The organism is uncultured Acetatifactor sp., from assembly GCF_948601915.1.
GTDB lineage: Bacteria > Bacillota > Clostridia > Lachnospirales > Lachnospiraceae > Acetatifactor.
Genome location: NZ_CAPDXS010000003.1, coordinates 21752 through 38428 on the forward strand (window position 1 = coordinate 21752; position 16677 = coordinate 38428).

14 protein-coding genes (1 of these 14 running past the window's edge) are annotated in these 16677 nt (G+C 54.7%); all 14 read left to right on the forward strand.

Translation table 11 applies throughout. The annotated features are described in order from the left end of the window. A protein-coding gene (locus Q2B33_RS24410) for a hypothetical protein (RefSeq protein ID WP_300913833.1) crosses the window boundary here: on the forward strand, positions 1-165 show its 3' end. The gene continues 582 nt to the left of window position 1, outside the view; the window shows 165 of its 747 coding nt (coding positions 583-747); the start codon falls outside the window, past its left edge; the stop codon is at positions 163-165. 133 nt (positions 166-298) lie between these two features. Continuing rightward, positions 299-3334 (forward strand): AAA domain-containing protein, encoded by a 3036-nt coding sequence (locus Q2B33_RS00930; protein WP_300563845.1) that lies wholly within the window; start codon positions 299-301, stop codon positions 3332-3334. A gap of 98 nt (positions 3335-3432) precedes the next feature. Next, complete coding sequence (locus Q2B33_RS00935) at positions 3433-4062, forward strand: hypothetical protein (RefSeq protein WP_300563843.1); 630 nt, start codon at positions 3433-3435, stop codon at positions 4060-4062. A 12-nt stretch (positions 4063-4074) separates the two neighbouring features. Further along, positions 4075-5733 carry a hypothetical protein gene (locus tag Q2B33_RS00940; protein ID WP_300563841.1) on the forward strand — a complete coding sequence of 553 codons (1659 nt, stop codon included), beginning with the start codon at positions 4075-4077 and terminating at the stop codon, positions 5731-5733. Beyond that, on the forward strand, positions 5712-6050 hold the full coding sequence (locus tag Q2B33_RS00945; RefSeq protein ID WP_300563839.1) for a hypothetical protein: 339 nt from the start codon (positions 5712-5714) through the stop codon (positions 6048-6050). The genes Q2B33_RS00940 and Q2B33_RS00945 overlap by 22 nt, the downstream gene beginning before the upstream one ends. A gap of 178 nt (positions 6051-6228) precedes the next feature. Then, on the forward strand, positions 6229-7362 hold the full coding sequence (locus tag Q2B33_RS00950) for a glycoside hydrolase family 88 protein (protein ID WP_300563837.1): 1134 nt from the start codon (positions 6229-6231) through the stop codon (positions 7360-7362). Positions 7363-7583: 221 nt separating this feature from the next. Then, entirely contained in the window at positions 7584-8474 is an 891-nt protein-coding gene (locus tag Q2B33_RS00955) for a sugar ABC transporter permease (RefSeq protein ID WP_296476119.1), read from the forward strand. Between the two features lie 30 nt (positions 8475-8504). Then, entirely contained in the window at positions 8505-9392 is an 888-nt protein-coding gene (locus Q2B33_RS00960) for a carbohydrate ABC transporter permease (RefSeq protein ID WP_300563834.1), read from the forward strand. Between the two features lie 56 nt (positions 9393-9448). Beyond that, on the forward strand, positions 9449-11242 hold the full coding sequence (locus Q2B33_RS00965; RefSeq protein ID WP_300563832.1) for an extracellular solute-binding protein: 1794 nt from the start codon (positions 9449-9451) through the stop codon (positions 11240-11242). Between the two features lie 96 nt (positions 11243-11338). Further along, entirely contained in the window at positions 11339-12670 is a 1332-nt protein-coding gene (locus Q2B33_RS00970) for an alpha-amylase family glycosyl hydrolase (protein ID WP_300563830.1), read from the forward strand. Positions 12671-12959: 289 nt separating this feature from the next. After that, positions 12960-13751, forward strand: coding sequence for a histidinol-phosphatase (locus Q2B33_RS00975; protein WP_300563828.1), 792 nt, complete (start codon positions 12960-12962; stop codon positions 13749-13751). Continuing rightward, the gene (locus Q2B33_RS00980) at positions 13748-14443 is read left to right on the forward strand and encodes a hypothetical protein (RefSeq protein WP_300816068.1); all 696 of its coding nucleotides are present in this window, start codon (positions 13748-13750) and stop codon (positions 14441-14443) included. The genes Q2B33_RS00975 and Q2B33_RS00980 overlap by 4 nt, the downstream gene beginning before the upstream one ends. Further along, complete coding sequence (locus Q2B33_RS00985; protein WP_300794988.1) at positions 14374-15474, forward strand: sensor histidine kinase; 1101 nt, start codon at positions 14374-14376, stop codon at positions 15472-15474. The genes Q2B33_RS00980 and Q2B33_RS00985 overlap by 70 nt, the downstream gene beginning before the upstream one ends. Continuing rightward, on the forward strand, positions 15471-16502 hold the full coding sequence (locus Q2B33_RS00990; protein WP_300563822.1) for a helix-turn-helix domain-containing protein: 1032 nt from the start codon (positions 15471-15473) through the stop codon (positions 16500-16502). Before Q2B33_RS00985 ends, Q2B33_RS00990 begins: the two co-directional genes overlap by 4 nt. Positions 16503-16677: the final 175 nt, after the last annotated feature.

The following is a 16677-nucleotide window of genomic DNA, read 5'->3' on the forward strand; positions in this document are numbered from 1 at the left end:
GGCAGGGCAGAAGGCAGGGCAGAGGGCAGGGCAGAGGGCAGAGAAAACGCCATCCTGGCATCCATACAGAACCTGATGGACAGCATGAAATGGACAGCCGAGCAGGCCATGGATGCATTGAAGCTTCCCGTGGATGACCGCGCCAAATATGTAGCCAAGCTTTAAGCGAAGAGAACGCTCTCCCGGCGCTCTGAAAGGGAGGGAGACCCGGCGGCCATGAGACAAACCGCAAAAACATGTATAAAGAGGTGCAGGGAGCCAATGGAAGAAGGGCATTCCATGGAAGAGGAGCATTCCGATGAACAATATCTGCCGTGACATTTTCAGGGCCATCCACGAGGGAAAATGGCTGCAGATCGAGTACAGGAACAGAGAAGTTCAGGTCACGAAGTATTGGATCGGCATCCGGAGCCTGAATCCGGAAAAGCGCACCCTGTCCGTAGACGGCCTGCACCTTGGCCGGTTTACCACGGAGAGCTATGACACCATCTATATAGATTCCATTCTCGCCTCTCAGATCGTGGAGGGGTCTTATCAGCCTGTCAATGAAAAGCTGGTGGAGGACATCTACCTGAATCCCTACAGATACAGATCCCTTTTCCGCAACTCCCCCAACCTGAAGATTCTGAATTACCTGGAAATGTGCAACCGCATGGACACAGTGCCCTACCGTTCAGACTTCGCCCTGATTCGTTACCTGGACAGGGAGAGCTTTACCGGGGAGGGCTATCCGCTGGACGGGGAGCAGTTCCGCGCCATTGTCCGGAATTTCCAGAGGAGGACGGAGAAAGAAAAGGAAAAGGCCACCAGGCTCTCCATCCAGCAGCTGGCCATGAACGTGCTCAGCATCCATACCGCCAGGGGGCTTTATGTGCTGGCCTGCCGCAAGCTCCAGCTGGACGTGAAAAGCCGTCTCCTGCGCCCGGAGGAGGACATCACCATCTGCACGGAATTCCGCTACGGGGAGACCAAGGAGAACATCCGCAGATACCTGGACGGGGACGAGTACGAGCTCCTGGGCGATTTTGAGCGGAATCAGGAGAAAATCAAGGACTGCGTCATGAAGCACAGCGGCAGGGTGTCAGGGGTGGACGACATGCCATACATCATCGGTCTGGGGATGGACATCGCCCTGGATCTCCACGGGGAATACCAGGCCATCATCAGGATGTATGACGAGGACAGGGCCACGGTGCCCCTGAAGGCCTTTTTCGGAGACCTTCTGGACAGGCCCCTGCGCAGGAAGAACTATCCATTAGCCCTGATCGGCCGCCAGACCAATCTGGACCAGCTATTGGCCATCCACAATGCCATGAAGTACCCGGTGGCCTACATCCAGGGCCCGCCCGGCACAGGGAAGACCAATACCATCCTCAACACCATCGTCACCGCCTTTTTCAACGAAAAGACGGTACTTTTTGCTTCCTATAACAATCACCCTGTCAATACGGTGTTCGAGAAGCTGGCAGCCATGGAGTATCAGGGGAAGCGGATTCCATTCCCCGTCCTGCGGCTGGGAAACGTGGACAAGGTCCGGGAGGCCATAGGGTATATCCGGGAACTGTATGAACAGGCCCGGGGGATTACCGTATTCGAGGGTACCCTGGACCGGAGGAAGGACGACAGGGCCCGCCGGGCGAAGGACCTGTCCAACCTGCTGCGCAGATATGAGGAAATGCTGGACTTGAAGGAGCGCCGCGAGACCCTGAACCGGATGCTTGAGTACCAGAGCCGGATGCAGATGTCCCTGGAGATGCTGCCCTTCCAGGCGGATCTCCAGGGCAGACAGCTTAGGCAGATTCAGAACCGGATCGGACAGATGGGGGAGATTACGGACGGGGATGCCCTGGCTCTGCTGGACAACGACTTGGAGGAGCTGCGCAAGTATCTCTATTACACATCGGCCCGGTATCTGAAGAAACTGGATGATAAGAAATATGCGAAATTACGGGAAATTTTATTCGACATGGAGGAAAAGGAGCAGACGTCCGCTTTTTCCAAATACCTGACAGAGACCGCAAACGTGAAAAAACTCCAGGAAATCTTCCCCATCATCATCACCACCTGTATCTCCGCCCACAAGCTGGGGGAGCCGGGCCCCATGTTCGACATGGTCATCATGGACGAGGCCAGCCAGTGCAACACGGCGGTATCTCTGGTGCCCATCCTGCGGGGGGAGAGCCTGATGCTGGTGGGGGACCCCCAGCAGCTCAACCCGGTGATCCTCCTGGAGGAGGCGCCCAACCGGAAGCTGCGGAAGAAGTACAATGTAGCCGAGGAGTACGATTACTGCAAGAATTCCATTTACAAGACCTTCCTGGCCTGCGACGCGGTCAGCGATGAGGTGCTGCTGCACAATCACTACCGCTGCAACCGCAAGATCATCGAATTCAACAATCAGAAGTATTACAATGCCAGGCTCCAGATCTGCTGCGAGAGCAAAGAGCCGCGCCCGCTGGTGTACGTGGACGTGAAGAACAGAGGGGAGGCCCTGCGCAATACAGCCCCCGGGGAAGTGGAGGAAATCCTGGGCTATGCCAGGTGCCACAGGGAGCAGAGCATCGGGGTCATCACGCCTTTCGTGAACCAGAGGAAGCTCATCGAGGAGGCCCTGGAGCGGGAGGGGCTTTCCCATGTGTCCTGCGGCACGGTGCATGCCTTTCAGGGGGATGAGAAGGACGTGGTGCTGTTCTCTACAGCCATCACCGACCAGACCCAGGCGGGTACTTACGAATGGCTGAAGAACAATAAGGAGCTGATCAACGTGGCCACCTCCCGGGCCAGGGACCGCCTCATCCTGCTCTCCGACTCCGCGAACCTTGCCAGGCTCCACAGACAGGGCACGGAGGACGACCTGTATGAGCTGGTGGAGTACGTGAAGAAGAACGGCGAGACCCGGGTCACCCGCAAGACGGCGAATTCCAGGGCCCTGGGGGTGAAGCCCTTCAGCACCGCCACGGAGGAGGCCTTTCTGGAGAACTTGAACCACGCCCTGGAGAACATCTGGCTGTCCCAGAACCGCTTCACCATACAGAAAGAGGTACCCATCTCCCAGGTCTTCGCGGAGGACATGGACCAAAGCGACCTGTTCCGTTCAGGCCGCTTCGACTTCGTGGTCTATGAGAAGCAGGGCCAGGAGCCGCGCCCGGTGCTGGCCATCGAGCTGGACGGCAAGGAGCATTTCGAGGATGAGGTGGTGCTGAGCAGAGACAGGAGGAAGAGCGAGATCTGCGTGGCTCACGGCCTGCAGCTGATCCGGGTGGAGAATTCCTACGCCAGGCGCTACAGCCATATCAAGGGGATCTTGATGAACTATTTCTCGGTGCGGCACTGAGGGGGCTGGGCAACAGGAAAATTTGATTGACAAGCAAAGTGCATGTCTTATATAATGATTATGCCAATGTAGTATAATATAGAAGGGGATATTTGTATATGGAGCATGTTTATCATTTAAATGGGTCTCTATCGGAATTACAGGAGATTCTTCAAGGACAGTTCGATATGGGAGAGGATGTAGCCAAGCTGGCGGTCTGCTTGCTGGTCAGGGAACAACAGCAGACTGTGAATGGATTAAATGAGTCAGAGACCGAATTATGGTATTTTAAAAAAGGAGAGCGTTTTACAGCCCCTATTTTTAAGACTCGTTATTCCGTTTCTTTGACAGATGCCCGGAAGGATTTGCTTGAACAACTGATTGTCCAGTTTGGGGGATGGCTTGTGGATGGCGATACGCTGGCTTTTTCGACTATATTGAGCTGTCTTTTGGCCGTTTACCGCGCAGGGACACATATCAGGAAAGAAGAGTGCTGTGTATATTATCAGGCTCTTGGATGGAAAGCGACACATGCGTCTTTGGAATACTTCAAAATAGATGATATTATGCCACATGGGGATGGAGGCTGCTCTTATCTGGATAAGATTCAGGAGGAGAAGTGGGAGTGCAATTCCTGCCATGGGGAGGAATGTACGGCAAGGGCGGACTCTTTTCGTGCTATTTTAAACGGCTTATGCGAGCGAAAAGTATTTGTAGAGTTTAACGGAATGTATAGATTTACGAGGTGAGGAAGGGACGATATGGATGCATGGGATACAGAGAAGGCTGAAGATACCGTAAGTCTGGAAAATGATGAAGAATGCATAGTATTTGAGATTAGCAGTGATGAACAGAAATTTGAATTTATCGCTTGGATATTGGACATATCGGAACAGGAATTCAAGCAGGGCAGTAAATTTTTGGAGGATCATAATACATCATTCTGCGTATTATGGAGATTGTTTTCTTATTTGGACGTATTTACAGTAACCGTGGAAAATTATTACGTTGACCGCGTATACCGCGATAGCTATTATTTCTATTTCTCCAGCAAACATTTCAATTATGCCCGTTTTTGTAAAAGGCTGTGTCTTTTTTATGGAAGATTAGAGAAGGATTTTTATGATTATCTGTCCGGAGAGCTGGAAGAGATTTTTATGGGATCCATAGTGCTCCGACCGATTGTAAACCGCTCTATAGGCCGTACTCTGCTGAACCCCAGATATTTTCTGCCACATGAAGTGCCATGGAAAATCCGACTGGCAGAATATAACGTGACTGTGTACGGGAAGAAACTGCACATAAGGGCATTCCCTTACAGCATGCAGGATGGAGAGACTACATCCTGTGCGGAAATCACGATTCTGAATCTGTTGGACTACTATAGCGAATCCTATCCGGAATATCACTACATATTGCCAAGTGAAATCAGCAAATTGGCAGAGATGAACAGCTTTGAGCGCAGAATGCCGACTACAGGGTTGAGTTATGAATTGATATCCAAGATTTTCTGTGAGGTAGGCTTTTACCCACGTCTTTATTCTGCTCAGAAAATGGCAAAAACAAAATTTCGGCATATGTTGTATTATTATATTGAATCTGGGATTCCTGTTGCTTTGGGATTGAAATTGGGTGACGAGAACAAGCATTCTGTAATTAGCATAGGACATGTTGCGCCGGATAAGGAACATATTGGAAGAGAGCTTTCCTGTGCATATGATTCCCAGAGCCGATGTGCCATTTGGATATGCGATACGGCAGATACCGTAGGTTCTTATTGCATCATGGATGACAACAAAACCCCTTATCAGTTCAGCTTATGCACTGAAGAAAAGGATGATATTGCAGACATGCCTTTACTGAAGCTGGACGGGTGTGAGGTGGAGTATATGATGGTTCCGCTTTACAAAAGGATGATTATGGAGGCGGCGGATGCCTACGATATCTGTTTGACCATATTGGCGAGTGTACAGTTCGGTATAAAGGATTTTATGCACAGATACATGCCAGAGGAGTGCGGAACGAAAGAAAATCCGGTAGTCGTCCGCCTGTTCATGGCATCGTCGCGGACATTCCGGAAAGCTCGCGACGAACAGTTTCAAGAAAAAAATTATGAAGTGAGGGATCTGTATAATATGACAATTTTCCCTAAATTCATATGGGTTTGTGAGCTTGCCACCAGAGAGCTATATGCAGAAGGGCGAGTCATGGGAGAGGTGATTATCGATGCCACATCATCGGCAGATAGAAAGACGGACAGCTTTATCATAATACATTACCCCGGCGTAATCTGCAGGAGGATGCCAGAGGACTGCGCTGAGGTAAGGGACGCGGAGTTTGAGGAAATAAAAGACTGGCATCTGTTTCAGGCATTTCATGATAATCTGGACACTAATGCATGGATAAATTCTGTTTATTAGCGCATGTTAAGGATTGCAAAGCATATGATTTTATGATACAATCGAATCGTTTCAGTGAGCTGGGGCAGGATTCGGTATCTGTGGCCTCGCTCTTACGAAAAGGGAAAGGGATTAAAATGGCTTCTATGGGTAGTAAAGTTCTTTCATTTGGGAAAAAGGCATCGTCAAAGTCGCATCAGAAGCATGTGGTGCGGACAGTGACGCGCAGTGATATCGCAGAGCTGAACAAGACGATTGAGCCAAAGATACGGCAGAATGAAAGAGAACGCACAGCGAGTATGCATGCTGCCGCCCGTTGTACTGTGGGTGGTAAATAAGGTTCGGCTGACGGAAGTGGGAAACTGAAATAAAGGGAGGGCCTTGAGGAATATATATGGAGGTCTTCTCTTTTCGTTTTTATTTGACAAAATCCAGATGGAGACTTTGAGCTGTTTATGATAAAATAGAAGTAAACATTTTGATGAGCATCCTTGATATTAAGAAAGGAGAGGAACAATGCAGCTAAACGGACAGGAAATCAAATGGGCCCAGGAGACCCTGGACAGGGTGGCCCACAAGCTGGAGAGAGTGGCAGAGCGGTCAAAGGACAAAATCCCCTACACCACCCTCCACGGCGTCCATGACGACAAGTCCGGGGAGGAGATCGGCTGGTGGACCAACGGCTTCTGGGGCGGCATGATGTGGCAGATGTACGCCCTGACCGGAAAGGAACTTTACAAGGAGATTGCCGAGGACAACGAGCGGAAGCTGGACGCCTGCCTGATGGACATCAACAGGCTCGACCACGACAACGGCTTCCGGTGGCTCCCCACGGCCGTTGCGGACTACCGCGTGACCAAGAATCCCGCCTCCCGGAACAGAGGCCTGCTGGCCGCCGGGAACCTGGCCGGGCGCTTCAACAACCGGGGGAACTTCATCCGGGCCTGGAACGACTGGGGGCCGGACGACCACAGGGGATGGGCCATCATCGACTGCATGATGAACCTGCCGCTCTTGTACTGGGCCAGCGAGGAGACCGGAGACCCCAGGTTCTCCCAGATAGCCGTGAGCCATGCCGATACGGCAGGCAAGAGCTTCATCCGGGGAGACGGCTCCTCCAACCACATCGTGGAGTTCGACTTAGAGACCGGCGAAATGGTGAAAAGCTACGGCGGCCAGGGCTTCGGGGAAGGCTCCTCCTGGACCAGAGGCCAGAGCTGGGCGCTGTACGGCTTTACATTAAGCCACCTGCACACCAAGGATCCGGCCTACCTGGCCACCGCCGAGCGTGTGGCGAATTACTTCATCGCCAACATCCCGGAGAGCGGCTTCATCCCCGTGGACTTCCGCCAGCCTGTGGATGTGGCGCTGGAGGATTCCACGGCGGCTGCCATCGCCTCCTGCGGCCTGATAGAGCTGGCCAAGCTGAAGGAAGGCCGCCAGAGCAGGATCTACCTGTCAGCGGCCCTGAAGATGCTGGGGGCCCTGGCGGAGGAGCGGGTGCGCTGGAACGAGGAGGAGGACAATCTCCTGGAGAAATGCACCGCGGCCTACCACGACCAGGAGCATGAGTTCTCCATCATCTACGGAGACTACTATTTCCTGGAGGCGTTAATGAAGCTGAACGGCAGGGAGCTTTTCATCTGGTAGGACAGCATATTGCCAAAGCGGCATGAAAAATGTTCTCTTCAAAAATAACAAATTTTACAAAACTGACTTAAAAGTGATCATATTTCCGATAAAAGCAGTCGAAATTGGAAATGGATCACTTTTATTTTTTGACAATATCACATAGAAAGCGTTTGGTAAAAATGATAAAATCTGCATTATCAACAAATAAAAACTTCATAAACTTGAAGGAGGGCGGGAATATGTTCAACAAAAAGTTCCTGAAGCATTATTACATAATGCTGATACCGGCAATTATCTGGCTGGTGCTTTTCAACATTGTGCCCATGGTGGGCATCGTGATGGCGTTCGAGGATTTCAACCCCGGGCTGGGCATGTGGAAGTCGCCGTTCGTGGGATTCGCAAACTTCGAGTACATGTTCCAGATGAGTGACATCAGACAGGTCATGGTCAATACCATCGTGATCGCGCTGGGCAAGATTATCGCGAACCTGATTGTACCGCTGGTGTTCGCAATCCTGCTGAATGAGCTGTGCATCCAGAAACTGTACAGGCCTATCCAGACAATCGTATATCTTCCCTATTTCCTGTCATGGGTCATCCTGGCCAAGATCGTGCTGAACATCTTCGGCTATGTGGGCCCCATCAACTCGGTGATCAACTTCTTTGGCGGGGACAGCGTGAACTTCTTCGGTATGGAGAACATGTTCCGGCCCCTGGTAATCGGAACGGATATCTGGAAGAACTTCGGTTATAACGCAATCATCTATCTGGCCACCATGCTGGGAATCGCCCCTGAGCTGTACGAGGCGGCGGCGGTGGACGGCGCCGGGCGCTTCAGGAGAATCTGGCACATCACCCTGCCGGGCATCAAGATGACAGTGGCCCTGCTGGCGATTCTGTCCCTGGGCAATGTGCTGAACGCGGGCTTCGACCAGATTTTCAACCTGTACAATCCGCTGGTGTACTCCACGGGTGATATCCTGGACACCTGGGTGTACAGAGCCGGTCTTGTGAACCTGCAGTTCTCCCTGGCTACCGCGGTAGGTCTGCTGAAGTCGGTCGTGAGCTTCGTGCTGATCACGCTGGGATACTGGATGGCCGACAAGTTCGCGGGATATAAATTATTCTAAAAATGAGCGGAACTGGAATAGGAGGGCGCTATGAATATAAAAGATAATTCCGTAGGATCGAAAATATTTGATGTGATAAATGTCATTGTACTGGTGATCATCGGCCTGCTCTGCCTCCTGCCCCTGTGGTACGTGCTCTGCGTATCCCTGAGCTCCAAGGACGCGGTGAATGCCGGACTGGTATCCTTCTGGCCCGTGGGCTTCAATGTGGACTCTTACAAGAAGATCGTAGGCGAGGGCGCTTTCTTCCAGGCCTTCTGGAACTCCATCTGCAGGGTGGTGCTGGGGACTCTGGTGAGCCTGGGCTGCATCCTGATGGCGGCCTACCCCCTTTCCAGGACAAAGGCCCAGTTCCCCAAGCGCAACATGTTCATGTGGCTCCTGATCTTCTGCATGCTGTTCAACGGCGGTACGGTGCCCTGGTACCTGACCATGCGCAACTACAAGCTGATCGACAATATCTGGGGCCTGGTGCTGGCAGGCGGGCTTCCGGTGTATAATGTGATACTGGCCATGAATTTCTTCAAGAACCTCCCCTCCGAGCTGGAGGAGGCGGCGCTGGTGGACGGGGCCGGCCCCTGGAGGATATGGGCTTCCATCTATATCCCTCTGGCCAAGCCCAGCATCGCCACCATTACCCTGTTCACCATCGTGGGCTACTGGAACGAGTTCTTCCAGGGCCTGGTGCTGAGCACCAAGGAGGCCAGCTATCCCCTGCAGACCTACATCCAGCAGATGGTGGTGACATTGGACTACTCCACCATGAACGCGGAGCAGATTGCGGCGGCCTCCAAGCTGAACAACCAGTCCCTGGACGCGGCGAAGATTTTCATCGCCATGGTGCCCGTGCTGATCGTATACCCGTTCCTGCAGAAATATTTCGTCAAAGGTATTACTTTGGGTTCTGTGAAGGGATAATATGTCCTTAGAAGGAATCCCGATGAAAATACAAATAAAAAATGGAGGGAAGTATTATGAAATTGAAGAAGCTTTTGTCACTCATGTTAGTCGGCAGCCTGGCTCTGGGCATGACTGCATGCGGCGGCGGAGACAGCAGCAGCAGCGCGCCTGAATCCGAGTCTTCCGCGGCTCCCGAGGAGTCCAGCGAAGAGTCCAGCGAGGAGGCCAGCGGCGAGGAAGCCGATGCCGGGCAGGAGTCTGAGGCGGGAGAAGGCTCCGGGGAAGGCGGCGAGGCGGCTGCCGGTGACTCCAAAGCCCTGCAGCCTTTTGCCGAGACCGTTACCATCAAGATGGGCCACGGCCTGGATCCCAATACCTCTTTCGGGGAGGGAGAGTCTCTTGAGAACAGCCGTTATCTGCAGTGGCTGAAAGAGGATCTGAATATCGATGTGCAGTATGACTGGATCTGCTCCAACACGGACTTCGGCCAGAAGATCAACCTGTGCATCGCGTCCAACACACTGCCTGACGCAATGAACGTAGGCCAGACCCAGTACCTGGCCATGCTGAAATACGACCAGATTCAGCCCCTGACGGCTGCGTTTGAAGAGTATGCTTCCGACAGGCTGAAGCAGTACGTCCATTCCGGCGGCGATGCCCTGATGGATGCCATCTCCGTGGATGGAGAGATGTATGCCATCCCTGCGCCCAACCTGACGGCCAGCGGCGTGAACACCATGTGGATCCGCCAGGACTGGCTGGATGAGCTGGGACTGGAAGTGCCCAAGACCGTTGACGAAGTCTTCGATGTGGCGAAGAAGTTCGTGGAGGCCAAGCTGGGCGGCGACAATACGATCGGTATCGTAGGCCCTGCTTCCGGCGACCAGCTGATTGCCGTAGGACAGAACCGCTGGGGACTGGATCCCATCTTCGGCGCTTATGAGTCCTATCCCGAGTATTGGCTCCAGGGCGATGACGGAAAGGTGGAGTACGGTTCCGTACAGCCCCAGACCAAGGAGGCCCTGGCGAAGCTGGCTGAGATGTATGCTGCCGGCGTAATCGACCCCGAAGTGTTCGTAAGAAGCGATGCCCTTGAGCCTGTGACCGCAGGCAGGGCCGGCATATTCTTCGGACCCTGGTGGTGCGGCTATACCGTGGACAGCGTGACCCTGGACGGCAGCCAGGAATGGGCAGCCTACATGGCTCCTCTGGCAGGCGACGGGAAGTTCTACTCTCCCATGTCCGATCCTACCACCCAGTATGTGTGCGTCCGCAAGGGCTATGAGCATCCGGAAGCGGCAGTGCAGATCATCAACTACCTGATCGCCTACGAGCAGGACTGGATCAACGAGGGCAAGATTGCGGATACTTCCACTTCCGCCGTGTATCCTCTGTTCAACGTGTATGACAATGCTGACGAAATCGAGTATTCCTACGAGTGGCTGAAGAAGTTCAACATGGGCGAGGTGAAGAAGGAAGACATCGACACCACCGGCCGTAAGCTGCTGAAGGGCGACCTGGATGCCATCGAAGTGCTGAAGAAGGATCCCAAGGACGACTTCTCTCTGGAGTACTGGGATCTGGAGAATGAAATCGCGGATTCCAACATCCCTCGTCTGGTATCCATCATGGTAGGCGCAAGGCCTCTCATGGAGGAAGGCTATGAGCCCATCTACAATGCGTTCAGCGGCCAGACGGACACCATGGCTACCAAGTGGGCGAACCTGCAGAAGCTGGAGGAGGAGACCTTCGCGAAGATCATCCTGGGCCAGGCTCCCATCGATGAATTCGACAACTTCGTGACCAAGTGGTACGCTGAGGGCGGCCAGGAAATCGTTGATGAAGTCACGGCAGCCGTGAACGAATAAGCATTTTTGAGACGAGGCGGCGGGGCGCTTTATCCCGCCGCCGTTCGTGTATCAGGGATTCTATTTTTAAAAAAACAGATAGAGGCGGAGGACGATATGGCAGCAAATACCAATATTGAACTGAGACAGAAAATGATGTATTCCCTCTTCGTCAGGAACCATACGACTGAGGGGACATTCGCGGCGGTGGAGAAGGACCTGGACCGCATCCAGGCCCTGGGCACGGACATCATCTGGTTCATGCCCATACAGCCCACGGGCGTCCTGAACCGGAAGGGCAGGGACGGGAGCCCCTACGCCATAAAGGACTACCGGAAGGTGGATCCGGCCCTGGGCACCATGGAGGACTTTAGGCACCTCACGGACGAAATCCACAAAAGGGGCATGCAGTGCATCCTGGACGTGGTGTACAACCACACATCGCCGGATTCCTGGCTGATAGAGAATCACCCGGACTGGTTCAAGCGGGACGCACAGGGGAACACCGTGACATTGGTGCCGGACTGGAGCGACATCGCGGATCTGGACTATGGCAAGGAAGAGCTGTGGCAGTACCAGATCGACACCCTGAAGATGTGGGCCGAGATGGTGGACGGCTTCCGCTGCGACGTGGCCCCCAGAGTCCCCGTGGAGTTCTGGCGGCAGGCCCGGGAAGCGGTGGAGCAGGTCAGGCCCGGGGCCATCTGGCTGGCAGAGTCCACGGAGAAGCATTTCATCAAGTTCATCCGCAGCCAGGGAGGGTACTGCGCAACGGATTCCCAGTTGTACGAGGTGTTCGATATCTGCTATGATTATGATATCTGGCCCTCCTTCCTGCATTATGTGAAAGGAAAGGACGCGCATCCGCTGTCCCTGTACCTGGACGAAATCGAGAAGCAGGAGGGGACATACCCGGAGAACTTCGTGAAGCTGCGCTGCCTGGAGAACCACGACCAGGACAGGATCGCCCATCATGTGGAGGATAAGCGGTCCATCCTGAACTGGACGGCCCTAAGCTTCCTGTTGAAGGGGACCGCGTTCGTATACGCGGGGCAGGAGAGGATGCTTTCCCACAGGCCCAGTATCTTCGAAAAAGACGCCACGGATTTCTCAGGCGGGGAGGACATCTCCGGCTTCATCGCCAGGTGTGCGAAAATCAAGAGGACGGAGCTTACGGCAGACGGCATCTACGGCAGCTTCGGGGATGACGACAAGGACGTAGCGTATCTGTGGTGCAAGATGGGACAGGAGTGCGTGGTGGGGATATTCAGCCTGAAGGGCTACACCGGAGAGATAGCCGCCCACATGGCGGACGGCAGCTATGAGAACCTTCTGACGGAAGAGATGGTGGGCGTATCGGAAGGACGTCTCACTCATGACGGTACGCCGATTATCATCAGGACGCATACGGACGCCCTCCTGGAAAGAGAAATGCGGATGTATCTATAAAGGTTGTTCCATTCCTATTGTGCGGGGAAAACGGGATATGGTATAATATCCCCATCCGGGGCATTGTGCAGGGCTCCGGTTCCGGGTGCGCGACGGGGCGCGAGGCTCTTGCGGCGCCGGGAATCACGGCCAATGCCCTGGGATGCCCCGGCCAACGACCTGGGATGCCCCGGCCAACGACCTGGGATGCCCCGGCCAACGACCGGGGATACCCCGGCCAATGCCCGGGGATACCCCCGACCGGAACCTCCTTTACGTGCAATCCCAACCAGAAAAAAGGAGAAGGACCATGACCAAAACAATCCAACGTGTAAATTACCACACTCACTGTGACAGATGCCGCCATGCCAGAGGAAGCGCAGAAGAATACGTGGAAGAAGCCGTCAGGGCAGGCGTATCGAAGCTGGGCTTCTCCGACCACATGCCCTTTTATGACGACCGATTCGGCCTGCGCATGCCCTATCAGGAGCTGGACGAGTACCTGGGGGAGATTACTGCCCTCCGTGAGGCCTACCGCGACAGCCTGACAATCACCCGGGGCTTCGAGGGCGAGTATGTCCGGGAGGACAGGGCCTATTATGAAAAGCTCCTATCCCGGGAGGACTGCGACTATCTGCTGCTGGGCCAGCACTTCTATGAAAAGGAGAACGGCGAGCTGATCAATGTCTACCAGCTGCCGGATACCCGGGACTACGAAATCTACGCCGCGAACATCGTAGAAGCCATGCGCACCGGGTATTTCAGGTACGCCGCACATCCCGACCTGATTTTCTTAAACGACCTGCCCTGGGATGCACACTGCGAGAGGGCCTGCGACATCATCGTGGAGGGCGCGGCCAAATACGGCTTCGCGCTGGAGTACAATGCCAATGGCTTCCGCAGAGGGAAGAAACAGTTCTCGGAGGGGGAGCGCTACCAATATCCCCTCGACAGATTCTGGGAAAAGGTAAGGGAGGCAGGGCTTTCGGTGTACGTAGGCTCCGACTGCCACGACCCGGAACAGGTCTATGACGGGATTGTGGAGATGGCCTGCGGGAAGCTGGAGGAGCTGGGGATCGCCGTCAGGACGGACTGGATATGATGAGGGAAAAAATCACGAAATCCCTGCAGGGACGGATTCTCCTGATCAGCATGATCGGACTGGTGGCCTGCATCCTTTCCCTCTACATGGTCTCCAGCATCACCATCCAGTCCGTCGAGCAGCATCGCCTGGAGAATTCCCTGATGGCCAACATGAGCAATGAGATAGACCATCTGGAATTCTGCTATTTCACCATGGTGCGCATGATGCAGCAGATGGGGGAGGACGGCAGCATCGGCTCCATGCTGGAGGATTACCTGTATTCGGAGAACAATTTCGAGAAATACCAGCGCAGGCGGGAGCTGGAGAATGAGATCGTCTCCATCGGCTTCATCAATAATTATGTGAACCTGGCCATATACATAGACAGCGACACCAAGGAGGAGCTGTTCGACAGCGTGGCCTTCAAGGACAAGGATTTTGCCGCCGGATGCGTGATGCAGATCGGGGAGAACCAGTTCCAGGCCCTCCACAAATCCAAAAGGAAGAGCAGCGAGATCGTTGTAGTCTCCCTGCTGGAGGAACGTCAGGTCTTTGACGGCAGGACGCTGGACATCTACATCGAGATGAAATCCAATATAGAGGATTATGCGCCCAGGGGGGGGGCGCTTCCTATCTTTCCATGCAGTTGGATGAAAACGGAAAGGTGCTCTTTTCCAACAGCGACCTGTTCGCCCGGGAACAGGTCCTGAATCTGGCGTTGGATGAGGACGGCAGCTTTTCGGGAGTCTTCGGGGACTACTATCTTGTGGCAAAGCGGTCGGATATGGGATTCATCTATGTGAACGGTGTGCCCCAGGAAGAGTACCTGAAAGAAATGATCGCATGGTATGAGAAGATTTTCCTGCTGTGCGTGCTCACGGCGATTCCGGCCCTGCTGATCATGCTGGCCACCAGGAACATGCTGGGCCGCCCCATCAAATCTCTGGAACAGGCGATCGAGGAGGTGGGCGAGGGGAAGCTGGAGCCCGTCAGCGAGGACCTGGAGGTCAGGGAATTCAGGGAGCTGATGCACAAGATCAACGAGATGAAGGTGGACATCAAGAACCTCCTGACCAAGGTGCAGACGGAGGAAGAGGAGCGGCAGAAGACCGAGCGGGAGAAGCTCATGTACCAGATCAATCCCCATTTCCTCCTGAACACCCTGAATTCCGTGCAGTGGATGGCCCAGTTGGAGCACCAGGAGTCCATCAGCAGGTTCCTGGCGGACTTCAAGTCCCTGCTGGCCTACAACCTGGGCAAGGAGGAGAAGAGCAGCACCCTGCGCACGGAGGTGGAGATCGCGCAGAAGTACATCAACCTCCAGCGGCAGCGGTATGACTTCGAGGCCACCATGGAGGTGGAGGAGGGGGAATACCTGGAGACGGAGACGATCCGGATGCTGCTCCAGCCCCTGATCGAGAACGCCCTGCGCTACGGCCTGGGAGATATGGGGGTGGTGGACATCCGGATATTCCAGGATGAGCGCAAGGACTGCGCGGTCATCACCATCCAGGACCACGGCAGCGGATTGAGCCGTGAGAAGCTGGCGCAGCTCAACCGCCCCTTCTGCTACAAGAACAACGGAGACGGGGATACGGCCGGAATCGGGCTGCGCTATGTGCGCCACTGTCTGGAGGGCTTCTATAAGGGAGAGTCCATCCTGACGATCAACAGCGAAATCGGAAGGGGCACCAAGGTGACCATCATCATTCCGGTGCGGATAGCAAAGGAGCATACATGATCAAGGTTCTGATAGTGGATGACGACAAACTGGCCAGGCGGGGCCTGGTGTCCCTGATGGACTGGGAGGCCTACGGCATGGTGGTGGCGGGGGACGTGCAGAACGGCAAGACGGCCCTGCAGTTCGTCCGGGAGCACCCGGTGGACCTGGTGTTCGTGGACATTGACATGCCGGAGATGAACGGGATTGAGTTCATGGAGGAGTGCCGGAAGATCAAGCCGGAGGTGCAGTTCGTGGTGCTGTCCTTCTTCGAGAACTTCTCCTATGTCCAGGCCACCCTGCGGCTGGGGGGCCTGGACTATATCTCCAAGACCTCCATGGAGCTGGACAATGGGGACGCCATCCTCCAGCGGATTCTGGAGAAATACGAACAGCGCAATAACAAGGCCGTGCCTCCCAAGGAGATGGGGGAGGAGCTGGCGGCTATCTGGGAGGTGTGCAGGACCCAGCACTGGTTCTTCTCCGACGGGGCCTTCGAGCGGCTGAAGGAGCTGATCTCGCAGGTGGAGCCCAAGGCGTCCAATGTGCGGAGGCTGGAGATGATGATCGCCCGGTATATCGGGGAGTTGGAGGGGCTGCTGGAGCTGCCGGAAATCATGGTGCCCCTTTTCTCCGACACGGAGGAGATTGTGCAGTGGCTTTCGTCTTACCGGTCAAAAGTATACGAAAGCATGGCAGACCGGTCTCTGGGGAGCGACGCGGAGAGGATCTTGAAGGCCGTCATCTACATGAAGGAGCATCTGGAGGAGGATCTCTCCACCAGCACCGTGGCGGAATACATCGGCTGCAGCAGGAGCTATTTCTGCATCATCTTCAAGAAGCTTTCGGGGCTTTCCTTCGGGGATTATCTGCAGCAGGTGCGGATCGAGCGGGCCAAGGAGCTGCTGCTGAACAGTTCGGATTCCGTGACGGAGATCGCCTTTTCCTCCGGGTACAATGACATCTACTACTTCAACCGCGTCTTCCGGAAGGCGGTGAACTGCAGCCCCATGGAGTTTCGGAAGAACAGGGGCAGGACAGGGGGCTGAATCGCCTGTGGATGCGGCGCGGCGATTGACTTTGCGGGTGGAGTGATGTAAACTGGAGACAGCGCCGGAACCGGGCGGATGGAATCTGTCCGGGAGGAGCGGACGGCCTGTAACGGGCGCATGGATGGACGGGCGGCCATGGCCTGCGGTGCCGTTGCCCTTGGGGCCATGGGGA